The 23,880-nt window shown below is 50.4% G+C and carries 17 protein-coding genes; 11 read left to right on the top strand and 6 right to left on the bottom strand.

What is annotated here, in order from left to right; translation table 11 throughout:
- Window positions 1-90 precede the first annotated feature (90 nt).
- From RRV97_RS05835 to RRV97_RS05820, 4 genes are all read left to right on the top strand, one after another.
- On the top strand, window positions 91-1,356 hold the full coding sequence (locus tag RRV97_RS05835; protein WP_049331560.1) for a Glu/Leu/Phe/Val family dehydrogenase: 1,266 nt from the start codon (window positions 91-93) through the stop codon (window positions 1,354-1,356).
- A 160-nt stretch (window positions 1,357-1,516) separates the two neighbouring features.
- A complete protein-coding gene (locus RRV97_RS05830; protein ID WP_003745836.1) occupies window positions 1,517-2,335 on the top strand; it encodes an FKBP-type peptidyl-prolyl cis-trans isomerase in 819 nt (272 codons plus the stop codon).
- A gap of 97 nt (window positions 2,336-2,432) precedes the next feature.
- Window positions 2,433-3,059, top strand: coding sequence for a phosphoribosylglycinamide formyltransferase (gene purN, locus RRV97_RS05825; RefSeq protein WP_315610985.1), 627 nt, complete (start codon window positions 2,433-2,435; stop codon window positions 3,057-3,059).
- 30 nt (window positions 3,060-3,089) lie between these two features.
- Window positions 3,090-3,758 carry a DUF3108 domain-containing protein gene (locus RRV97_RS05820; protein ID WP_070584289.1) on the top strand — a complete coding sequence of 223 codons (669 nt, stop codon included), beginning with the start codon at window positions 3,090-3,092 and terminating at the stop codon, window positions 3,756-3,758.
- A gap of 55 nt (window positions 3,759-3,813) precedes the next feature.
- Here the strand turns inward: RRV97_RS05820 and RRV97_RS05815 are convergent, their stop codons facing one another.
- Window positions 3,814-5,307, bottom strand: a complete 1,494-nt coding sequence (locus RRV97_RS05815; protein WP_036491908.1) for a ribonuclease E/G — start codon at window positions 5,305-5,307, stop codon at window positions 3,814-3,816.
- A gap of 237 nt (window positions 5,308-5,544) precedes the next feature.
- Between RRV97_RS05815 and grxC the strand changes: the two genes are divergently transcribed.
- The 4 genes from grxC (at window position 5,545) to recG (ending at window position 11,854) form a co-directional block, all read left to right on the top strand.
- Complete coding sequence (gene grxC, locus RRV97_RS05810; protein ID WP_003684090.1) at window positions 5,545-5,802, top strand: glutaredoxin 3; 258 nt, start codon at window positions 5,545-5,547, stop codon at window positions 5,800-5,802.
- A gap of 21 nt (window positions 5,803-5,823) precedes the next feature.
- Window positions 5,824-6,258 carry a protein-export chaperone SecB gene (secB, locus tag RRV97_RS05805; RefSeq protein ID WP_003745844.1) on the top strand — a complete coding sequence of 145 codons (435 nt, stop codon included), beginning with the start codon at window positions 5,824-5,826 and terminating at the stop codon, window positions 6,256-6,258.
- Between the two features lie 262 nt (window positions 6,259-6,520).
- The gene (locus RRV97_RS05800; RefSeq protein ID WP_315612237.1) at window positions 6,521-9,565 is read left to right on the top strand and encodes a TonB-dependent siderophore receptor; all 3,045 of its coding nucleotides are present in this window, start codon (window positions 6,521-6,523) and stop codon (window positions 9,563-9,565) included.
- Between the two features lie 249 nt (window positions 9,566-9,814).
- On the top strand, window positions 9,815-11,854 hold the full coding sequence (recG, locus tag RRV97_RS05795; protein ID WP_315610984.1) for an ATP-dependent DNA helicase RecG: 2,040 nt from the start codon (window positions 9,815-9,817) through the stop codon (window positions 11,852-11,854).
- A gap of 64 nt (window positions 11,855-11,918) precedes the next feature.
- Here recG and gdhA read toward each other — a convergent pair whose 3' ends face one another.
- Window positions 11,919-13,253 carry an NADP-specific glutamate dehydrogenase gene (gdhA, locus tag RRV97_RS05790; protein WP_003745850.1) on the bottom strand — a complete coding sequence of 445 codons (1,335 nt, stop codon included), beginning with the start codon at window positions 13,251-13,253 and terminating at the stop codon, window positions 11,919-11,921.
- A gap of 413 nt (window positions 13,254-13,666) precedes the next feature.
- On the opposite strand from gdhA, the gene RRV97_RS05785 reads away from it, so the two are divergent.
- A complete protein-coding gene (locus RRV97_RS05785) occupies window positions 13,667-14,461 on the top strand; it encodes a thymidylate synthase (protein ID WP_070713092.1) in 795 nt (264 codons plus the stop codon).
- Window positions 14,462-14,521: 60 nt separating this feature from the next.
- On the opposite strand, the gene RRV97_RS05780 is transcribed toward RRV97_RS05785, so the two are convergent.
- On the bottom strand, window positions 14,522-15,961 hold the full coding sequence (locus tag RRV97_RS05780) for a transferrin-binding protein-like solute binding protein (RefSeq protein WP_315610983.1): 1,440 nt from the start codon (window positions 15,959-15,961) through the stop codon (window positions 14,522-14,524).
- Window positions 15,962-16,322: 361 nt separating this feature from the next.
- Between RRV97_RS05780 and smc the strand changes: the two genes are divergently transcribed.
- Window positions 16,323-19,808, top strand: a complete 3,486-nt coding sequence (gene smc / locus RRV97_RS05775) for a chromosome segregation protein SMC (RefSeq protein ID WP_315610982.1) — start codon at window positions 16,323-16,325, stop codon at window positions 19,806-19,808.
- A gap of 93 nt (window positions 19,809-19,901) precedes the next feature.
- Here the strand turns inward: smc and RRV97_RS05770 are convergent, their stop codons facing one another.
- From RRV97_RS05770 to pmbA, 3 genes are all read right to left on the bottom strand, one after another.
- Window positions 19,902-20,411, bottom strand: coding sequence for a cold shock domain-containing protein (locus RRV97_RS05770; RefSeq protein ID WP_315610981.1), 510 nt, complete (start codon window positions 20,409-20,411; stop codon window positions 19,902-19,904).
- Window positions 20,412-20,565: 154 nt separating this feature from the next.
- The gene (locus RRV97_RS05765; RefSeq protein WP_315610980.1) at window positions 20,566-21,735 is read right to left on the bottom strand and encodes a glycosyltransferase; all 1,170 of its coding nucleotides are present in this window, start codon (window positions 21,733-21,735) and stop codon (window positions 20,566-20,568) included.
- 87 nt (window positions 21,736-21,822) lie between these two features.
- Window positions 21,823-23,154 (bottom strand): metalloprotease PmbA, encoded by a 1,332-nt coding sequence (gene pmbA / locus RRV97_RS05760; protein WP_315610979.1) that lies wholly within the window; start codon window positions 23,152-23,154, stop codon window positions 21,823-21,825.
- 124 nt (window positions 23,155-23,278) lie between these two features.
- Between pmbA and yjgA the strand changes: the two genes are divergently transcribed.
- Window positions 23,279-23,812, top strand: a complete 534-nt coding sequence (gene yjgA, locus RRV97_RS05755) for a ribosome biogenesis factor YjgA (RefSeq protein ID WP_003745867.1) — start codon at window positions 23,279-23,281, stop codon at window positions 23,810-23,812.
- The last annotated feature ends 68 nt before the right edge of the window (window positions 23,813-23,880 follow it).

Here is a 23,880-nt window from a genome sequence, read left to right as displayed (position 1 = left end):
TTGACTACATGCTATTACATTTTCTCTCGTTTTTGTATATAGTAACAAGTATGGCTCTCGTCTAATCATGTGTATGAAAAGGAAAAATACATGTCCGCATCTGCTGTTAAAGAAACACTGAATCCGTTTGAAATTGCACAAAAACAAGTAAAAATTGCCTGCGATCGCCTGAATGCCGATCCGGCAGTATTTGAAATCTTGAAAAAGCCGCAACGTGTTTTGGAAGTGAACTTCCCTGTCAAACTCGACAACGGTACAGTAGAAAATTTCACCGGTTACCGTTCCCAACACAATAACGCCGTCGGCCCTTACAAAGGTGGCGTGCGCTTCCATCCCAATGTGAATCTGGACGAAGTCAAAGCCCTGTCAATTTGGATGACCATCAAATGCTGCGTAGCCGGTATTCCTTACGGCGGCGGCAAAGGCGGCATCACTTTGGATCCGCGCAATTATTCCGAAGCAGAATTGGAACGCATCGCCCGCGCTTATTCCGAAGCCATTTCTCCGCTGATCGGCGAGAAAATCGACATTCCCGCCCCCGATGTGAACACCAACGGCAAAATCATGTCTTGGATGGTTGATGCCTATGAAAACGTGGTAAAACATTCCGCACCGGGCGTATTCACCGGCAAACCGGTTGAGTTCGGCGGCTCTTTGGCACGTACCGAAGCCACTGGTTACGGCGTAAACTTCGCCGCCGTCCAAGCTTTGGAAAAACTGGGCAAAGACGTGAAGGGTGCCACTTACGCCATTCAAGGTTTCGGTAACGTGGGCTACCACACCGGTTACTATGCACACAAAGCCGGTGCGAAAATCGTTGCCGTATCTACTGTTGACGTTGCCATCTACAACGAAAACGGCTTGGATATGGAAGCAATCATCAAAGAATTCCAAACCAAAGGTTTCATCACCAACGAAGCCGGCTACGGCAAAGAAATCAGCAATGCCGAACTTTTGGCTTTGGAAGTGGACGTACTCGCCCCTTGCGCGCTGGAAAACCAACTGACTTCTGAAAATGCCGGTAAAGTCCGCGCAAAAATCGTGGTTGAAGGCGCAAACGGCCCGACTACTCCAGAGGCAGATGTTATCCTGCGTCAAAACGGCGTATTGGTTGTTCCTGATATTTTGGCAAACTGCGGCGGCGTGGTTGTATCTTATTTTGAATGGGTACAAAACCTGCAAGGCTACTACTGGGAGTTTGACGAAGTTCAAGAGAAAGAAACCGTGGTTCTGCGCCGTGCGTTCCGCGATATTTGGAACTTGGCTCAAGAATACGATGTTGACCTGCGTACCGCTTCTTACATGATGAGTATCCGTCGTGTTGAAAAAGCAATGAAACTGCGCGGTTGGTATTAATCGGTTGACCGATAGCTAAGACAAGGTCGTCTGAAACCTGTTTTCAGACGGCCTTGATGTTTTTGATAAGAGCCTTTACAAATTTTAATCCACCTTGATTCCATTTCAATCAAACTCAGCTATAATCCCCTTTTTTGACCTTTCCGGAAAAGACATAATCATGAACAAAACTTTCAAATTCAGCGCATTGGCTTTGTCTGCTCTGTTGGCGATGACTGCTTGCAACCAACAAAAAGACACTGCCGCCAAAGATGCTCCTGCTGCTTCCGCAGCTTCAAATGCGACTGCAGATGCTTCCGCCATCGGTTCTACTGCCCAACAAGCCAGCTACGCAATGGGTGTGGACATCGGCCGTTCATTGAAACAAATGAAAGACCAAGGCACAGAAATCGATTTGAAAGTCTTCACCGAAGCCATGGAAGCCATGTTTGAAGGCAAAGAAGTCAAAATGACTGAAGCCCAAGCTCAGGAAGTGATGATGAAATTCCTGCAAGAGCAACAAGAAAAAGCGGCTGCCAAACGTGCTGAAGATGCCAAAGCAAACTTGGAAAAAGGCGAAGCGTTCTTGAAAGAAAACGCGACTAAAGAAGGCGTGAAAACCAGCGCTTCCGGTCTGCAATACAAAATCACCAAAGAAGGCGAAGGTAAAAAACCGACTAAAGACGACATGGTTACCGTTGAATACGAAGGCCGTCTGATTGATGGTACCGTATTTGACAGCAGCAAAGCCAACGGCGGCCCAGTCAGCTTCCCTGTAAGCCAAGTCATTCCAGGTTGGACTGAAGGTATCCAACTCTTGAAAGAAGGCGGCGAAGCAACATTCTACATCCCGGCCAAATTGGCTTACCGCGAAGTTGGCGCCGGCGATAAAATCGGCCCGAACGCCACTTTGGTATTCGACGTGAAACTGGTTAAAGTCGGCGCGCCTGATGCTGCCGCACAACAACCAGTACAAGTTGACGTACAAAAAGTTCAATAATCCGAATCAAGGCTTACGCCCTTAAACAACGGATAAAAGGCCGTCTGAAAAAATTCCGTTTCAGACGGCCTTTGTTCCAAACCAACAAGGAATTATGATGAAAAATATCGTCATCCTTATTTCCGGACGCGGCAGCAATATGCAGGCGATTGTGAATGCCGATATTCCCGATGCCAACATTGCAGCCGTATTGAGTAACAACGAGACCGCAGCCGGATTGGCCTGGGCGGCAGAGCGCGGTATAGCCACCGACAGTTTGAACCATAAAAACTTCGACTCGCGTCTGGCATTTGATCAGGCCATGATGGAGAAAATCGATGCCTATCAGCCCGATTTGGTTGTATTGGCGGGCTTTATGCGCATTTTGACTCCGGAATTCTGCGCCCATTATGAAAACCGCCTGATCAATATCCATCCGTCCATCCTGCCTTCTTTCACCGGTCTGCATACCCATGAACGCGCATTGGAAGCAGGTTGCCGAGTGGCAGGCTGCACCATCCATTTCGTAACCCCTGAGCTGGATTGCGGTCCGATTATTTCGCAAGGCATTGTGCCTATTTTGGACGGCGATACCGCTGACGATGTTGCCGCACGCGTGCTGACGGTTGAACACCGGCTTTTCCCGCAAGCCGTTGCTGACTTTGTTGCAGGCCATCTGAAAATCGAGGGCAACCGCGTTTTGAATGCACAACGTAATGCCGCCGGTCAAAGCCTGCTGGCTTAATTAAAACACCATACACACAAGGAAAACATCATGAATCCGATTAAAACAACCCTGCTGACACTTTCCCTGCTCACTGCCTCTATCGGCGCACAAGCCGCTGAATTGCCGCAATCTGCCGTTTTGCAATACTCAGGCAGCTACGGTATTCCTGCAACCATGACCTTCACACGCAGCGGCAGCCAATACAAAATTGTTTCTACCATCAAAGTACCGCTTTACAATATCCGCTTTGAATCCGGCGGCAGCATCAACGGCACGACCTTGCATCCGTCTTACTACAAAGATGTACGCGGTGGTAAATTGTATGCCGAGGCCAAATTCTCCGGCGGCAACATCACTTACGGCAAAGCAGGTGATTTGAAAACCGAAAAATCCGGCCCGGCCATGGACTTGTTCACTTTGGCATGGCAACTGGCCGCCAATGACGTACGCCTGCCGTCAGGTTTGAAAATTACCAACGGTAAAAAACTGTACACCGTCGGCAGCATGAACAAAATCGGCAGCGAAAGCTATAAATTGAACGGCGGTACAACGCCTGTGAGCAAATATCGCGTCCGCCGCGGCGACGATACCGTTACTTACTCGTTTGCTTCCGATATCGACAATATCCCTGCGCAAATCAGCTATACCGATGACGGCAAAACCTACAACCTGAAACTGACTTCCGTCAAAATCAACGGTAAAGTAGTGAAACCGTAATCTTTGTTTATTCAAACAAGAAGGCCGTCTGAAAAGTTTTCAGACGGCCTTATCTTTACAGCAACACAATATCGTATTGTTCCTGCGTGTAGGCGGTTTCGACAGCCAGTGAAATCGGTTTGCCGATAAAGTCTATCAACATCGCCAGCGATTGCGATTCTTCGTCTAAGAACAAGTCGATGACATTCGGAGCGGCCAAGATGCGAAAGGCTTGGACATCGTAGCGGCGCGCTTCGCGGACGATTTCGCGCTGAATTTCGTAGCACACGGTTTGCGGCGTTTTCAGACGGCCCCGGCCTTGGCAGGAAGGGCAGGGTTCGCAGAGGATTTGGCTTAAGTTTTCACGCGAACGTTTGCGCGTCAGCTCGACCAACCCCAAACTGGTGAAACCGTTGAGGGTAACGCGGGTACGGTCGAAGGCGAGGGCTTTGGCAAGCTCTTGCAGGACGGCTTCGCGGTGGGCTTCCTGCGCCATATCGATGAAGTCGATGATGATGATGCCGCCGAGATTGCGCAGGCGAAGCTCGCGGGCGATGGTGTGGCAGGCTTCAAGGTTGGTGCGGAAGATGGTTTCATCAAAGTTGCGCGCGCCGACAAAGCCGCCGGTGTTGACGTCGATAGTGGTCATGGCTTCGGTGGACTCGATGATGAGATAGCTGCCGAAGTTGAGGTTGACGCGCGGTTGCAGGGCGCGGGCGATTTCCTGCTCGATATTGTGGGTTTCAAATAGGGGGCGTTCGCCTTTGAACAGCTCGATTCTGCCCAATGCACCTTGGACGTATTGCTCGGCAAACTGGGTCATGCGGCGGTGGTTTTCAGTGGAGTCAACCAGGATTTTGTGCGTATCGAGGCTGAACATATCGCGCAAAACGCGCAGGCTCAAAGGCAAATCTTGATACAGTAGGGTTTCAGGCGGTTGGATTTTCGCCTGTTTTTGAATGTGTTCCCACACTTTGGTCAGATAGTTGATGTCTGATTGCAGTTGGTCATCGGAAGCGTTTTCGGCGTTGGTACGGATGATGTAGCCGTGGCAGGCATTTTCGGGCAGCAGGTTGTTGAGGCGCTCCCTCAAACTGCTGCGTTCGGCATCATCCTCGATGCGTTGGGAAATGCCGATGTGGTCTTCTTGCGGAAGATGGACGAGGAAACGGCCGGCCAGTGAGATTTGGGTGGACAGGCGTGCGCCTTTGGTATTGATGGGGTCTTTGATGACTTGAACCAAGACGGACTGGCCTTCAAAGAGCATGTGTTCGATGCGTTGGGTTTCGTCCGGATTGCGGCGTTGTTCGAGGACATCGACGATGTGCAGAAACGCGGCGCGTTCTAAGCCAATATCGATAAACGCGCTTTGCATGCCGGGAAGGACGCGTTTGACGACGCCCAAATAAATATTGCCGACCAAGCTATGGCCGCTGTTGCGCTCGATGTGCAGCTCGCAGATATTGTTCTCTTCCAAAACGGCCACACGCGTTTCCTGCGGCGTGATGTTGACGAGGACGGTTTCGGGCGGACGCACGGCGTCCTTGGGGATGGGGATTCCTGAAAGCATGGGGATACCTGATTTTGAATAGAAAAACTTTTGCGAAGTGTTCTTCTTCAAAAAAACAAATGGCAAAAGTCATTCAGCGAAAGCGCTTATCATACTTTAATTATGGGTTTTCCGCATCTGCGCAGATGTTTATACCAAGAGGCCGTCTGAATGTTTTTTACAACCGTACGGCGGGAACACTTGTAAAATAACGCTTATGCCCATATAGTCATGAACATTGGTATTTTGGAAGAAATCATGCAAACTGTTACTGTTTATACCGGTCCATATTGCCCGTACTGCACCATGGCGAAAAGGCTGTTGCAAGCGGTGGGTGTGAAAGAAATCAACGAAATCCGCATCGACGGTAATCCGGAAGTTTTTGCCGAAATGCAGCAGCTTTCCGGCCAGCGCAGCGTGCCGCAGATTTTTATCGGCGACACCCATGTCGGTGGCTTTACCGATTTGTACCGCTTGCAGCAGGAAGGCAAGTTGGACGAATTACTGAATCCTTAACCCTTAACTTAGGAAAATAAAATGAGCGAAGAATTGCAACCCGTATTCAGCGTTGAGCGTCTGTATGTAAAAGACTTGTCTTTGGAAGTGCCTCACGCACCACAAATCTTCTTGGAACAAGGCGAGCCTGAAGTGGATATGCGCGTTTCTACCGGCAACACCAAACTGGAAGACGGCTTCTACAGCGTTGACGTTACCGTGACCGTGACTGCCAAACTGAACGAAGAGCGCACCATGTTCTTGAACGAAGTTACCCAAAGCGGCATCTTCCGTCTGGAAAACATTCCTGAAGAAGACGTACAACTGCTGCTGGGCGTTGCTTGTCCAAACATCCTGTTCCCTTACGCACGCGAAGCTATTTCCAACAGCGTAACCCGCGCCGGCTTCCCACCTGTACTGCTTGCTCCGATCAACTTCGAAGCAATCTACCAACAACAACAGGAAGCTAACGCTTAATCGCGTTATACCTAAATTAAGGCCGTCTGAAACATTGCGTTCAGACGGCCTTTTTTTATCTAAAAATCAGGACATAAGAAAAAATCTATAACAAAAAGTTCATATATTAATGCATCAGGTATATAATGATTCCGCCTATCATTACTATTATATTTTAATTTTATAGATTAAATATCATTTAAAATTAATAAATTATAATTTTTATCAAATAGGTAAGTAGATTTTATTAATTAAGGAAATAGTTGTGAAACCTGATTTTCAAATGAAAACAATCTGTTTGTTATTAGTACTGCCTTGCCAAACTGTTTTTGCAGATACGGGACATCAAGAAGTGGAACATGTAGACATGGATACGGTCAAGGTCAGTGGCAAACGGCAGGCACAAAGGAATACCGAGCGCAGTCAGTCTTATACAATTGGAACGATGGCAACAGCGACTGGCTTGCGTATTTCAGGCAAGGATACGCCGCAGTCGGTGAGCGTAATGACGCGTCGGCAGCTAGATGATAAAGCAATATATTCTTTAGAAGAGGCAATGAAAAACACTACGGGAATCAACGTGGTTCGCGATTCGGGCCTACAAACTCGTTTTTTGTCTCGTGGTTTCTATGTTGATCAGATTGGTGAAGACGGTATTACCACTAATGTGTCTGGACGTTCGGGCTATACGGCAAAAATCGATGTCTCTCCGAGCACAGACCTTGCTGTTTATGATCACATTGAGGTTGTCAGAGGTGCAACCGGTCTTACTCAATCCAATTCCGAACCGGGTGGAACCATTAATTTAATCCGTAAGCGGCCAACAGCTCTGTTTAAGCATACCGGTGAAATCAGTACTGACCATAGGGGCAGCAAGCGTTTGGCTTTGGATGTATCTGGAAGCTTGAATAATGAACATACGGTACGCGGTAGGCTGGTTGGTGTTCATGAGGACCACCGTTCTTTTAAAGAGGGTGTATGGAACAAGAAAGACATGGTTTATGGCGTGATCGATACGGATTTGAGTGATAACAGTATGCTGACTTTGGGTGGTACTTATCAGAAGAATAAAGATATTCCCGATTTTGCCGGCGTGATTTTACCTTGCGAGGATCAAAAAACTGCGGCCTTCAGCTCCAGTCCTGCCTGTAACAATCCTTTGAAATTGCCACGCAATACTTATTTGGGTGAAACTTCATGGTCACGCCTGAATGCTGATAAATACAATATTTTTTCCGGTTTCAAACATGTCTTTGACAATGGATGGCAACTCAATGCAGAAATTTCTTATACGCATAATGATTCAGATGCCAAAGTCGGACAATTTTTTCTGAAAAACGAACACGCGGCAGGTATTTCAGCATCTGAGGCAACGGGTTTCTTAACCGAGAAGGGGGAGGTTATCCCTTTTGAGCCTAAAGACAAGGCGTTGGCAAAATTAAAAGAATATCGTGATGGTGTCACTAAAACATATGAAGAGAAAAAAGCAGATTACATTGCCCATCGTTTCGATGCATCTGCTTTTGAACAATATCGCTCCCAAAGGGCGGCAGCACGTCGGGCAGGTTTTGATCAATGTATGCAGGACATTGGTTTGGATTTTCTGTGCAACGACTGGCAGGATCCGGGTGTAGAAGTAGATAAAAAAGAGTTTATTGATAAGGAGCTTGCAAAGCAAGGCATTGTTAACAATGCAGAAGGCCTGTTTCCCAACCGTCTATACGACTCAGCATACAATCTTCGCCACACATACAACCGCCGTTACAATTTCATGCCGTTGCACTATACCAAACACGATGTACAATGGGGTTTTAAGCTGGATTTAACAGGTAACTACCGCCTGCTTGGACGTGAACATGATTTCTTTGTCGGCTATGCGTATAACAATGAAAAAATCCGTTCTGCCTATACGGAAATATATCAAAACCGTTATTTTGTCCGTCCTCAAGGTTATGCAGGTGCAGGCAGTTGCGGCATTCATCCCGATGGTCCGGAGCGTAATCCTTTAGAAAAAGGTATTGTCGAGCCAGATTGGCATATTTATAATGAAAAAGGTAATAACAAAATCTATGTGCCGGAATGCAGTGGCGCGCATGTTACCAAATATACTCCCCGTTTGGATGCGGAGGGCAAGCCTGTCTGGACAGTCAACGACAATGGTGAGCGCGTAATGGTGCAAGATCCTGTTTACGAATTGGATGCAAATGGAAACAAAATACAGGAGCGGGATGAAGAGGGAAATTTGAAATGGGCAAACCAATATCTGAAAATACCGCTGTGGAAAACTGTTCAGGTTGCAGATGATCATGTTCCGGCGTTATACAATTATTCGAAATACCTTAACACGAATAAAACACATTCTTTGACTGTCAGCACCCGTTTTAATGCAACCAACCGTCTGCATCTCTTGGGCGGTATGCACTATACGCGCTATGAAACCACACAAACCAAAGAAATGCCTGTACGCTACGGCCAGCCTGCTACGGCATTTCAAACTGAGAGTAGTAACAAAATCGACAAAGAACACTACACCTCAAAAATGCAAAGTCATAGGTTCACGCCATATGCAGGCATTACCTACGACCTGACACCGCAACAAAGCTTGTATGCCAGCTATACTAAGATTTTTAAACAACAGGATAACGTTGATGTAACCAGCAAATCCGTTCTTCCACCACTCATCGGGACCAACTATGAAATAGGTTGGAAAGGGTCGTTCTTGCAAGGCCGTCTGAATGCTTCGCTTGCCTTATTTGTTTTACAGCAGAAAAACCGAACCGTTGTCGATTTCGGATTTGTTCCCGATACTAGTCGTAACGGAGGCTCATTCCAAACCATCGCCAAACCTGTGGGTAAGGTTAAGAGCAGCGGTGCAGAACTTGAATTGGCTGGCGAATTGTCGGAAAACTGGCGTATTTTTGTTGGCTACACATATAACAAAAGCAAGTATAAAAATGCTGCGGAAGTCAACGCGGAGCGGTTGGAGAAAAACACGAGTGCCGACCCGTATAACTTCAGTAACTTCACGCCGGTACATATGTTCCGCCTCGGTACAAGCTACCGCTTGCCTCAAACTAAATTAACCTTGGGCGGCGGAATATCCGCGCAAAGTCGCACAAGTAGCCTTTACAATATTCGCCAAGGAGGCTACGGACTTATAGATGGCTTTGTTCAATATGACTTTCACAAACACGGCAGAATCAGCCTGATCGGAACTAACCTGGCTGACAGGACGTATTTTGAAAACAACTACAACCGTACGCGAGGTCAAAACAATTTCTATGGCGAACCGCGGACAGTCAAACTGAAATTGGATTGGCATTTCTAGAGAGAATGGATAATGATTGGGTATGTAAACATTATTGGCTAAATTCCTGATAAAAGTATGGGTTGAATATCCTTCTTTTTTGAAAGCTGTTTCCTAACAATGGCTGAAGTTGATTCGATAGCCGGCGTATTTTCAAATATTAATTCGTTTCAAGTATTCAGCTTTGAAGGCCGTCTGAAACATTGCGTTCAGACGGCCTTTTTGTTTTCGGATAAAATACAGCAAACTTTCAATCAGCTGCCTTTTAAGATGACGCCCGAAACCCAAAAACAGCTCAAAATTACCGATGTTTCCGCTAAGAAGCTAGAGAAACTCAACCTCCATACCGCATGGGATTTGGTTTTGCATTTGCCGCTGCGTTACGAGGACGAGACGCACATCATGCCGATTAAGGACGCGCCTATCGGCGTGCCGTGTCAGGTCGAGGGCGAGGTCATCCATCAGGAAGTCACGTTTAAACCGCGCAAGCAGTTGATTGTCCAAATCGCCGACGGTTCCGGCAGTGTCCTTTTTTTGCGCTTCATCCACTTTTACGCCAGCAACCAGAAACAGATGGCGGTCGGCAAGCGCATCCGCGCCGTGGGCGAAATCAAGCACGGGTTTCACGGCGACGAGATGATTCATCCCAAAATCCGCGATGCCGAGAGCAGCGGTTTGGCGGAAAGCCTCACGCCGATTTATCCGACCGTAAACGGTTTGAACCAGCCCACTTTGCGCCGTATTATTCAGACAGCCTTGGACATTACGCCGTTGCACGACACCTTGCCTGATGCTTTATTAGGCCGTCTGAAACTGCCACACCTTGCCGAAAGCCTGCGCCTTTTGCACTCGCCGCCGCCGAGTTTCACCATCCATCAACTTTCAGACGGCGCGCTGCCTGCATGGCAGCGGCTCAAATTCGACGAACTTTTGGCGCAACAGCTTTCCATGCGCTTGGCGCGGCAGAAGCGTGTCAGCGGCACGGCAGCGGCATTGGGCGGAGATGGCACATTGACCCAAGCCCTGCGCCACGCTTTGCCGTTTGCCCTGACCGATGCACAAGAAAGAGTCGTGTCCGAAATCCGCCGCGACATGGCGCAAACCCATCCTATGCACCGCCTGCTGCAAGGCGATGTCGGCAGCGGCAAAACCATTGTTGCTGCTTTGTCTGCTTTGACGGCTATTGAATCCGGTGCGCAGGTGGCTGTAATGGCGCCGACTGAAATCCTTGCCGAACAGCATTTCATCAAGTTCAAACAATGGCTTGAGCCGTTGGACCTTGAAGTCGTCTGGCTTTCCGGCAGCCAGCGCAAAAAAGCCAAAGACGAAGCCAAAGCCAAACTCGCCGACGGCACCGTCAAAATCGCCGTCGGCACGCACGCCCTGTTTTCAGACGACGTCGAGTTTCAAAATCTGGGCTTGGTGATTGTGGACGAACAACATCGCTTCGGCGTCGCCCAACGCCTCGCCCTCAAAAACAAAGGGCGCGACGTCCACCAGCTGATGATGTCCGCCACACCTATCCCGCGCACGCTCGCCATGAGTTTCTTTGCCGACTTGGACGTATCCGTCATCGACGAATTGCCACCCGGGCGCACCCCGATTAAAACCCGCCTCGTCAACAACGTCCGCCGCGCCGAAGTCGAAGGCTTCGTCCTCAACATCTGCCGCAAAGGGCAGCAGGCATACTGGGTCTGCCCGCTGATTGAAGAAAGCGAAACCCTGCAACTGCAAACCGCCACCGAAACCCTAGCCCAGCTTCAGGCAGCCTTGCCCGAACTCAACATCGGCTTGGTACACGGGCGCATGAAGGCCGCTGAAAAAGCCGAAGTCATGGCGGATTTTGCCGCAGGCCGTCTGAACGTCTTGGTCGCCACCACCGTCATCGAAGTCGGCGTAGATGTGCCCAACGCCGCCCTGATGGTGATCGAACACGCCGAGCGCATGGGCTTGGCGCAGCTACACCAATTACGCGGGAGGGTAGGGCGCGGCGCGGCAGAAAGCGTGTGCGTCCTCCTGTTTGCCGAACCTTTAAGCGAACTCGCCAAAGCGCGGTTGAAAGTCATCTACGAACACACCGACGGCTTCGAAATCGCCCGCCAAGACCTCAATATCCGCGGTCCCGGCGAATTTCTCGGCGCGCGCCAAAGCGGCGTCCCTATGCTGCGCTTCGCTAACCTCGAAGAAGACCTGCACCTCTTGGAACAAGCGCGCGAAATCGCGCCCATGTTAATCGAACAAAACCCTGAAATCGTCGAAGCGCATCTGGCAAGGTGGCTTTCCAGCAGGGAAGGTTATTTGGGCGTATAAAATTTGCATGAAAAGAAAAAGGCCGTCTGAAAACAGACGGCCTTTGGTTTGGCTGGATAGAGGTTTAGAAACCTTGTGCCAACATAGCATCGGCTACTTTGACGAAACCGGCAATGTTCGCACCATTGACGTAGTTCACTTTGTCGCCGACTTTGCCGTATTTCAGGCAGGATTCGTGGATGTTGTGCATGATGTCGAACAGGCGTTGGTCGACTTCTTCACGAGTCCAAGACAGGCGGATGGCGTTTTGGCTCATTTCCAAACCTGAAGTTGCCACGCCGCCGGCGTTGGAGGCTTTGCCCGGAGCGTAGAGGATGCCGGCTTTGATAAATTGTTCGACCGCGCCCAAAGTTGACGGCATGTTCGCACCTTCGGCAACGACGTAGCAACCGTTTGCCAGCAGGATTTTGGCAGCGTCTGCATCCAATTCGTTTTGGGTGGCGCAAGGTAGAGCGACTTCGGCTGCGATGTTCCACGGTTTTTGGTTTTCAAAGTATTGCAGGCCTTGTTCTTTGGCGTAAGTGGCCACGCGTTCGCGGCGTACTTCTTTCAGCTCGATCAAAGCAGCCAGTTGTGCTTCGGTCATACCGCTATCAGGGAAGAGGACAAAGCCGTTAGAGTCGGAAACGGTCAATACTTTTGCACCCAGTTGGATGGCTTTTTCGGCAGCGTATTGCGCCACGTTGCCGGAGCCGGAAATCAACACGCGTTTGCCTTCGATACTGTCGTTGCGGGTTTCCAACATGGCTTGGGCAAAATACACGCAGCCGTAGCCGGTGGCTTCAGGGCGAATCAGGCTGCCGCCCCACTCGAGGCCTTTGCCGGTTAGGACGGAAGCAAATTCGTTGCGGATTTTTTTGTATTGGCCGAACAGATAGCCGATTTCGCGGCCGCCTACGCCGATGTCGCCGGCAGGAACGTCAGTATCGGCACCGATGTGGCGGTAGAGTTCGGTCATAAAGGCTTGGCAGAAGCGCATTACTTCGGCATCGGATTTGCCTTTAGGGTCGAAGTCGGAACCGCCTTTGCCGCCGCCCATAGGCAGGGTGGTCAGCGCATTTTTGAACACTTGTTCAAAGGCGAGGAATTTCAATACGCCCAAATCGACGGTAGGGTGGAAGCGCAAACCACCTTTATAAGGACCGATGGCGGAGCTCATTTGAATGCGGTAGCCGCGGTTGACTTGAACTTGGCCTTTGTCGTCCATCCAAGTGACGCGGAACATAATCACGCGCTCCGGTTCAACAATACGCTCAAGCAGGCTTTGTTGGGTGTATTTCGGGTTTTTCGCCAAAAACGGATCCAAACTCATGAATACTTCTTCAACGGCTTGGTGGAAGGGTTCTTGGTTGGGGTTGCGTTGTTTAAGATTGGTAAACAGGGTGTTCAGGTCAGTCATTTTTCAACTCCTATCGAGTGAGATGTTTCAATATTTATGTTTTGAAATATAACTGTAAAAAATTTACTTGCCAAGAAAAATTTTAACCGGATTGTTGACATTATTTTTTTACCAATTTGTAAAATTGGAATTATATTTTTAGAATTATTGAAAATTATGGATTATATTTCATATGTTAAAAATAATAAGCTATAAAGTTCTAAGTAATTAAACTAGAAAATTTCAAAATTTTTTTGTAAAAATTTTATTTGGCTCAAAATTTCTTGTAAATAAATGCTAAATTGTCAACATTATTAACGGATATACGCTAAGCCTAGAGGAAGGGTTGGTCCATTGCAGACAGAGAGGCAGGCTGTCTGAAAATTCGGTACAATACGCATCAAATTCCCACAACACATACATTAAGGAAACCCATGAAAGCCTATCACGACCTTATGCGCCATGTCCTCGACAATGGTATCGACAAATCCGACCGTACCGGCACCGGCACGCGTTCCGTGTTCGGTTACCAAATGCGTTTTGATTTGAGTGAAGGCTTTCCGCTGTTGACCACCAAAAAATTGCATCTGCGCTCGATTATTCATGAGCTGCTGTGGTTTCTCAAAGGCGATACCAACATCAAATACCTGAAAGACAACAACGTTTCCATTTGGGACGAATGGGCGGACGAAAACGGCGATTTAGGCCCGGTTTACGGCTACCAATGGCGCAGCTGGCCCGCACCCGACGGCCGCCATATCGACCAAATTGCCAATGTGGTGGAACAAATCAAGAAAAATCCCGACTCGCGCCGCCTGATTGTGTCTGCATGGAATCCGGCTTTGGTCGACGAAATGGCCTTACCGCCTTGCCACGCGCTGTTTCAGTTTTACGTTGCCAACGGCAAACTGTCTTGCCAGCTTTACCAACGCAGCGCCGATATCTTCCTTGGCGTACCGTTCAACATCGCCAGCTACGCATTGTTGACCATGATGATGGCACAAGTGTGCGGACTGGAAGCCGGTGAGTTTATCCATACGTTTGGCGATGCCCATTTGTACAGCAACCATATCGAGCAGGCCCGACTGCAATTAAGCCGCGATTTCCGAAGCCTGCCGACCATGAAAATCAATCCTGAAGTCAAAGACTTGTTTGCCTTCAAATTTGAAGACTTCGAGCTGGAAGGCTATGAACCGCATCCGCACATCAAAGCCGCCGTGTCGGTGTAATCCAAGCTAAAAAAACAAAAGGCCGTCTGAAAGTTCAGACGGCCTTTTGTTTAGGCAGGTTTATTGACGTTTCGCGCCATAGCCACCGATTAAATGTTCGGTTGCATCTTTGTTTTTCAAGCCGTAAGTGCCGCCAATTTCTGCAGCATTGGGACCGTAGAATTTGCCGTTCAGGTTGCCACTTAACTTGTCATCGGCCGTGCTGACTTTGCCGGAGAAGAGGTTGCCGTCTTTCCAGCTTGCCGTACCTTTGAAATCGTAGTTTTTATCTGCTTGGGATACACGCTTACCATTTTCCAAAGTATGGAAGTGTGAGTTTGACGTTTCAAAACGGACACCTTTGAGGCCGAAATCAACGATAGCCATGACATTGGAAGTCAACTGACGATTGTTCTTGTCGGTAACCACATAGGCAGTGGAAATACCTTTGTAGGTGGCTGTACCTTTAGCAGGCAGGGTAGTGAAGACAGTTTCATCGCCCAGGCTTTGGTAGCCTTGGTATACATGTCCTTTAGGGTCGGTGTAATGCGCGAAGGTTTGATATGTCCAGCCGGCCGCAGAAGGATCATGCAACACAATTTTGGTGCCGTCATCAAAATTGATGACATAGACACCGTCGAATTGTTTGTCAAAAACTAAGCCGTTTTTATCGGTGCGGAAGTAGGCTAAATTATCGCTGTCAATTTTATTAAAGGTTGCCAGATTAGTGCGATGTTGCAGATTTTTTTTGTATAAAGTGTCTAAGTCTCTAATTTTAGATTCAATTTCCTTTATTTTGTCATGATCAATTTGGCCAGACTCTGAGTTTTGTTCTTTTTTTAGATTTTCTTTTTCAGCTTCTAACTTTTTATAAAGTTCAACAATACGTTCATCCAAAGTTGATTTTCCGTATGCAAATTTGGTATTTTTCTCTTTGCCCGTTTGTTCGCTGACATCAGTTTGAGTATTGCCTTTTGAATATACTTTGGCAATAACAGAAGCGTAGCTTGTCCATGTAGGTTGGGTTGCGTTGCCATCAGTGGTCTTGTTAAATAACACAACGCCGTCCATTTTGACTTCATCATTGCTGTTAAAGTCAATAGAACTGATCAGACCATTTTGGTTACGGTCTTGATTGTCTGTTTGGAACATTTTGCCTGCGGCATCTTTGCGGATTTGTACGTTAGGGTTGGATTGCTGTGCACCTTTGGAGGAGATGAAATGTGTGTGCAAAGGCTGGCTAACGTTGGCCGGATCGATTGGATCTTCATCGGTCAGTTTGGCGAGGTTGTCGGCACTGTTGGTAAGCGTAGTAGACGGTGCTTTCGGAGTGTTGGCATTGTTGTTATTGTTGGCAGGATTGCCATTATTGCCGGCAGAGTTGCCGGTATTATTGGTAGGAGTCGCGCCGGTGCTTAAAGCAGATGAACCGCCGCCTCCGCCACCACCGCATGCGGACAAGATGGCCGCGCTGATGGCTGTAAAAACGATGGTTTTAAGTTTGGTTTGGATGTTTGACATGAGATTCCCTGTATAGTTATTCGCTTGATGAAAAGGTCGGAGATATCGTTTATCTGATTTTTAAACCTTTAAAGCCCGATAATAACCATAAATCATAAAAAAATAAACAGATTGTTTGCATTTCTGTACAAAAATTAATCAAAGGGCAGGTGGTTGGGTAGGTGTTTTTTTAGTTAATTGTTTTATATGAATTTCTTTTAAATAGTTTAGTGAGTTCAATACTAGTCTGTTTCTTTTTAACAAACTTTTCAGACGGCCTTTTGAGGATAAAAAAGCAGTCGGACTTTATGGATACTTTTCTCTCAACGGATAAGCGTATTTCCGTTAAAATACGCCTTCTTTTCCGATTCGAAACATTGCCATGCGCCTGACCCACATCAAACTTTCCGGCTTCAAATCTTTTACCGACCCGACCACGATTCATGTGCCGGGGCAGCTTGTTGCGGTTATCGGGCCGAACGGCTGCGGCAAGTCGAATGTGATTGACGCGGTGCGTTGGGTTTTGGGCGAGGCTTCGGCGAAGCAGCTTCGCGGCGAGAGTATGCAGGACGTGATTTTTAACGGTGCGGCGACGCGCCGTCCTGCGCCGAGGGCTTCGGTGGAGCTGGTGTTTGACAATAGCGACCACAGTTTGCAGGGTGCGTGGGGGCAGTATGCCGAGGTGAGCATCAAGCGGCAGCTGACGCGGCAGGGCGAATCAACTTATTTCATCAACAATCAGACCGTGCGCCGCCGAGACATTACCGATTTGTTTCTGGGTACGGGCGTGGGAGCGCGCGGTTATGCTGTCATCGAGCAGGGGATGATTTCGCGCATCATTGAAGCGCGGCCGGAGGAGTTGCGCGCCTATATCGAGGAGGCGGCGGGCGTGTCCAAATATAAGGAACGCCGCAAGGAGACGGAAGGCCGTCTGAAAGACACGCGCGAGCATTTGCAGCGTTTGGGCGATTTGCAGAACGAGTTGGCGCGTCAGGTGGAAAAGCTGGAAAAACAAGCCGAAACCGCCGAACGCTACAAATCCCTGACCGCGCAGTTGAACCAGCAACAGGATTTGCTCGATTACGCCCAATGGCAGCAATCGCTTGCCGCCGCCGACAAGGCGACCGCGCAGCATCAGTCTTTGCAGGCACAGCAGGACGAAACAGCCGCGCAGATTCAGGCGCTAAATGACGAAGTACACGCCTTGCAGACTGCCGAACAGGCGCAGCAGCAGGCGGTACATGAATTGAGCAACAAACGCAGCGTGTTGCGCGAGCAGATTGCTCGTTTGGAAGAACAAATCCGCCATCAGCAAAACCTGCACCAACGCATCGAACGCGACAAACAGGCGGCGCAGGCGCAGATGCAACGCATTCATCAAGAGCAGCAGCAAATCCGCGTCAAGCTGGAAGAAAACGAGTTGCAGGTCGAAGAAAAGCAAACTGAATTGGCAGAGTGGGCGATGCAGGTTGCCGAACACGAAGAGCGTCTGCCCGAATTGGAGGAAGCCCAAGCCACGCTCAACGCCGCCTTCCAAACCCAGCAGGACGAGGCAAACCGCATCCGCCGCGAGTTGGCGTTGAAGCAGCAGCAGCTTGCCCATGCCGAACAAACGATTGCCAAGCATGAAGAGCGTAAAGGCCGTCTGAAACAGGAAAACCAAGCTCTGAACCTGCCTAACGAGGCCGAAACCACTGCCGCGCAGGAAGCCGCTACCTTGTTGCAAAGCCAGCAAGAGCATTACGAAGAACAAATCATTGCCGCCGAAGAAGCCTTGCACGCAGCCCGCGAGGCGTTTCAGACGGCCTCAAACCGCTTCCAAAGCCTGAAGCAGCAACACATCACCTTGCAGGCGCAGCAGCAGGCGTTGGCGCAAATCCTGTCGCAACAGCAGGAAGCCGCCGACTTCTGGCAGGCAACCGACCACGCCGCCGCGCCGCAACTGTGGCAACACATCACCGCGCCCGCCGAGTGGCAGCACGCCCTGTCCGTCATCCTTGCCGAACGCCTGCACGCCCGCACCGTGCCGCACGGCTTCGTTCCGCCCGCACCTTTGCCGCAAGGGCAGGCGGCATGGCTTTCAGACGACCTCTCCGGCGGCATCAAAAAATCCCTGCCCGTACAGGCATTGCTGAACCAAATCCAAGCGCAGCCGCCGTTTCAGACGGCATTGCACCACTGGCTCGACGGCGTATTGTGCGCGCCCGATTTGAGCTACGCCCTCGTGCATCAAAGCGATTTGGGCGCACACCAAATCTGGCTCACACCCGAAGGCCATCAGGTCGATAAAGTCAGCGTCCTGCTCTATGCCAAGCCCGCGCAGGAAAGCCTGATTGCCCAAAAAGCGCGCCTCGACGGCATCGCGTCCGAACTGGAAAAACTTGCCCCCGAACTCTCCGCCGCCGAAGCCGCGTTCAAACAGGCGGAGGTTGCCGTACGCTCGTCCGAAGTGCAACACAAAAACCTGATGCAGCAGCAACAGCAGCACACGCGCCAATACAGCCAGGCGCAGCAACGCGCCGCCGAACTTCTGGCACGCACCAACCAAGGGCAAATCCGCCGCGAACACATCGGGCGCGAACTGGCGCAGTTGGCGGAAGAACAGACCGTGTTGCAACACGCGTCCGACGGTCTTTCAGACGACATCGTTACTTTGCAGGAAGCCGCCGCCGAACTCGAACACCAGCAGCAAACCACCGCGCACAGCCGCCAAGAGCAGCAAGGCCGTCTGAAACAGGCGCAGCTTGCCCTGTTGGAAGCCAACCGCCAATACGGGCTGGCCGAAGTCGCCGTCCACAAACTCAACCAGCAAAAACAAAACTACCAGCAGCAAATCGCCCGGCTCGAACAGCAAACCCTGGACTGGCAGGAACGCCAGCAAGAGCTTGCTCTCGCCTATGAAACCGAGTTCCAAAACGACGAGCAGCACATCAAGCTTGAAGAGTTGAGCGAAGCCGTACAGACTTTGGACGAAGAATATATTGTCGTACAGGAGAAACTCGCACAGATTCAGGAGCAGGGTAGGGAGCAATACGCTAAAGTGCAAACCCTGCAAACCCAGTTGCCACAGCTTCAGGCCGCTACCCAAACCGCCCTGTTGCAGCAGCAGGAAGCCCTGATTAACGCCAAACGCTACCATCAAAACCTGACCGAACGCGCCGCCGATTTGGACGCGCTCGAAGCGTTGGCGAAAGAATCGCCGAAAGTATTAAACAGCAGTATCGGCAGCCTCACCCAGCAAATCGAAGCCCTCGGCGCCGTCAACCTTGCCGCCCTGCAAGAACTCGAAGAAGCGCGCGAACGCGACGGCTACTACCGCAGCCAGAGCGAAGACGTGCAGGCAGCCATCACCCTTTTGGAAGAAGCCATCGCCCAAATCGACGACAAAACCAAAGCGCGTTTCAAAGAAACCTTTGACGCCGTCAACAGCAAAGTCCAAACCTTCTTCCCGACTCTGTTCGGCGGCGGCGAGGCCACCCTCAAAATGATAGGCGACGACCTTCTGACCGCCGGCGTATCCATCATGGCGCGCCCGCCCGGCAAGAAAAACAGCACCATCCACCTCCTCTCCGGCGGCGAAAAAGCCCTCACCGCCATGAGCCTCGTGTTCGCCCTGTTCAGCCTCAACCCCGCCCCGTTCTGCCTTCTGGACGAAGTCGACGCCCCGCTGGACGACGCCAACACCTCGCGTTTCTGCAACCTGGTCAAAGAAATGTCGGCGCAAACCCAGTTCCTCTACATCTCCCACAACCGCCTGACCATGGAAATGGCAGAGCAGCTCGTCGGCGTAACCATGCAGGAAAAAGGCGTATCGCGCGTTGTGGCTGTGGACATTAAACAAGCATTGGAAATGGCTGAGCCGAATTGAGGTAAGAACAAAGGCCGTCTGAAAGAATGAGGAAGAAATCCATAATTTCATCTTCCCATTTTTTCAGACGGCCTTTTTGTATTGGATAAAGCGTTATTGTTTTGACGTATTATCTTTGGCGCGTTGAGGTTGCCCCGAGCGTTGGTTGCTGCCGTTGACGGCATCGCGCCATGCTTTGCGTTCCGCTTCGATTTTGGCGGCTACTTCGTGAACCATGGTTTCTTGTTTTTTGACGGCCGGCTCTTCTGGAGTGTTGTCGGAAAAGTGGAGGCCGTACCACAAGGTGGCGAAAATACTGCAGACGAAGATAACGGCAATCAGGCCGATGATGGCCTGTTTGCCGGCGAGGGGTTTTTCGGGGGGAGGGACGAGGACATCGAAGCAGTCGGCGCAATCGAGGGCGAAGCAGACGTTTTCGGCTTCTTTGCGGCCGCGTCGGCCTTCTGTGATGTTGAAGGAGATGTGTTGCCCTTCGGCCGGAAGGCGGGTAAGGGTGGTGAAGGCGGCAAGGGCAAGAAAGATTTCTTGGCCTGTGTCTTCTATAGTAGCGGCTCCGAAGCCGCGCTTGTTGTTCCAGCGAGTAATCGTTCCGTAATAGCGCATAATGTATGTGGGGATATTATTGTAGGTAACAATTTTCGCTTTGACTGATTTTAAATCAAAAAGTTTAGTTATTGTCTTAATTTTACACTAGATTTGTCTTGTTGGAAGAAGACGGGCCGTCTGAAGGATTTCAGACGGCCTGTATGGTTTATGCCTACTTATTAAGCACTTTTTGGAAGGTGTCGATCAGGTGTTGCGCAATGGCACGGCTGCCGAATTGTTGCAGGCAATCTTGGCGCAAACGGACGGGATCGTAGTTGGCATAGTTTTTGTAGAGGGTGAGCAATGCTTTGGTCAGCTCCGGTATGTTTTCGATTGGCACCAGCAGGCCGTTGTCGGAAGTGACGATGGATTCGGGGCCGCCGCAGAGTGTGGCGATAACGGGTAAACCTTGAGACAGTGCTTCGATATAGACGACGCCGAAGGTCTCGGTACGGCTGGCGAGGACGAATGCGTTGCTGTGGCGCATGAGGTCTAGGGTTTGGTCGGTGGTCAATGCGCCGGTAAAGGTAACGGCGTGGTTGATGCCCAAGTTGCTTGCCAGCTGTTTCAGACGGCCTTCTTCTACGCCGCCGCCGCCGATTTTGAGTTTGAGCTGCGGATAGGTTTTGAGTGCTTCGGCAAAGGCAGGCAGGAGCAGGTCGTGGCCTTTGAGGTGGCGCAGGTGGGAGACGCTGCAGAAGGTAAAGTCTTGATTGTTTTTTTCGGGGAACTCGAAATCCTGTTCAAAATTACCGCCCAGCATATTGGGCAGGTATTGCCAGTCTGTACCGGCGTAGGTTTTTTCGAGAATGCGGCAGAAATCACGGCTGACGGCGAACCGGGCGGCGCTGTGGCGCACGGCTTCGTGCATGGATGGCCATTGGTTTTTGCGGACAAGGCCGCGTGAAATGGCGCTGCTGTGTTCGGTAATCACATAGGGAATGCCGTATTTTTTGAAGATGGCACAGGCCAAAATGGCGGCATAGTTGACGCAATGGGCATGAATTACGTCGGGTTTGCCGTTGTCGGCGATATAGGCTTCAAAAGCTTTCATGCCTGCGTTGACCCAGCGGATGCGGTCGATATCGACAACCGGACAGCGCGGGAAGAAATACATGCTGTCATAGGCGTAAGTGTTGAGTCCGCCTTGCTGATGGCGGCGCAGGCCGTAGAAGCGCGAGAAGATGGTTTTCGGCTGGCTTCTCAAGTAGCGGAACATGGGTACGACCATGCCGATTTTCATGCCTTCGCGTTGCAGGGCTTGGGCTTGAAGGCGGAAAAAGATTCCGTCCACGTCGGTTTCGGAAGAAGGATACCAAGAGGGGATAACGACAATATGCATGATGTGTTTTTTATGGAAGTAGATAACGGCGAGGCCGTCTGAAAAGAAAAGATATCTTTCAGACGGCCTTTTGTATATTTAGTTCAATCAGTTGCCGGCAACCGTCATTTTAGAAACCAAGATGGAGCCGATTTGGTTGGACGAACGGCGTAATGCGTCGTCTGCCACGCCGATGATGTCACGGTACATATCCTGCAAACGTCCGGCAATGGTGATTTCCTGAACCGGATAGGCAATGACGCCGTTTTCCACCCAAAAACCGGCCGCGCCGCGCGAGTAGTCTCCGGTAATGCCGTTGACGCCTTGCCCCATCAATTCGGTAACCAGCAAACCTGTCCCCATTTCTTTCAATAGGTCGGCCTGCGTGGCGTGGGTGTGGTTCAGATACAGATTGTGTGCGCCGCCGGCGTTGCCCGTTGTCTGCATGCCGAGTTTTTTCGCGCTGTAACTGCTGAGGAAATAGCCCTCGACGACGCCGTCTTTCACCACAAAACGCGGCTGCGTGGCCACGCCTTCGGCATCGAAATAAGTGCTGCGGAACGAGCGCAGGATATGCGGTTCTTCGCGCAGGCTGAGAAACTCGGGCAGCACCTGTTTGCCGATACTGTCAATCAGGAAGCTGCTTTGGCGGTAGAGCGCGCCGCCGCTGAGTGCGCCGATAAGGTGGCCGATTAAGCCGACGGCGACAGTGGTGTCAAACAGTACGGGATAGCTGCCAGTCGGAACGCTGCGGCTGTTCAGACGGCGTAAAGTCCGTTCGGCTGCGGTTTGGCCGATGAGTTCAGGCGCATCCATGTCTTCGTGACGGCAGGAAGAATCGTACCAATAGTCGCGCTGCATGCCGTGTTCGTCGCTGGCGACAACGCTGCAAGAAATGCTGTGGTGCGTGCTTTGCTGGTGTGCGGCAAAGCCGTGGGTGTTGCCGTAAACGTATTGGTAATGGCCGGTATGAACCGATGCGCCTTCGGAGTTTTCAATGCGTTTGTCCGTTGACAGCGCGGCCTGTTCGCATTGCTTGGCCAAATCAATGGCGGATTCGGTACTCAAATCCCATTCGTGGTAGCGGTCGAGGTTGCCGATATGGGTTGCCATCAAGGCAGCGTCGGCAAGACCGGCGCAATCGTCTTCGGCGGTATAGCGCGCAATATCGATGGCGGCTTTGACCGTATCTTGCAGGGCGCGTTCGGAGAAGTCGGCAGTGCTGGCGCGGCCTTTGCGTTGGCCGACATAGACCGTAATGTCTAAAGATTTGTCTTGTTGGAACTCGATTTGTTCGATTTCGCCCAAGCGCACGCTGACGCTTTGGCCGAGCGACTCGCTGAAATCGGCTTCGGCCGAGGTGGCGCCGGATTGTTTGGCCAAATCCAGCGTGTGTCCGCACAAGCGCAACAGCTCGTCCGGTGTGTGGTTAAACAGCATAAAAAGGTTTCCTGACAGGGTTTTGCGGCATTTTAACCGTTTCAGACGGCCACTGCAAAAATCGCACGGAAAGGCCGTCTGAAAACTGATAAAATAGGCAGATTCAGAAAATCAGGGAAACACAATGTTTGAACAAGAAGACGAATGGGTCAGCAAAACCCAAATGAAAAAGCAAATGAACGATTTGCAGGCTTTGGGTATGGAATTGACCAAGCTCTCCAGCGATACGCTGAAAAAAATCGGCTTGGACGAAGATTTGTTTGAAGCCATCGCCACCTATAAAAAAATCACGTCCAACAGCGCGCTCAAACGCCAAGCCCAATTTATCGGCCGCCTGATGCGCGATACCGACCCCGCGCCCATCGAAGCCTATTTGGCCAAACTGCGCGGCGACAATGCGGCACACAATGCCTTTTTGCAACGTGTCGAGCAGGCGCGTACCCGACTGTTGGCAGACGATGGCGCGATTACCCAATTTATGGCCGATTTTCCGCAAGCCGACGCCGGTAAATTGCGCACTTTAATCCGCAACACCAAAAAAGAGCAGGAACAAAACAAACCGCCGAAAAACTTCCGCGCGCTGTTCCAAGAAATTAAAGCAGTGATGGAGGCCGGTCAATCCGATGCTTCAGAAGAAGGGCAGGATTGGGAGGAATAAACCTTAAGGCCGTCTGAAAACGGATTGCGGTTTTCAGACGGCCTATATCGTAATACCGAAGGAGGATG

The sequence above is a fragment of the Neisseria sp. DTU_2021_1001991_1_SI_NGA_ILE_055 genome (assembly GCF_032342915.1).
In the GTDB taxonomy this organism is placed as follows: domain Bacteria; phylum Pseudomonadota; class Gammaproteobacteria; order Burkholderiales; family Neisseriaceae; genus Neisseria.
Note: the sequence above shows the minus strand (reverse complement) of the source record. Positions and strands in the feature narration are given on the sequence as shown.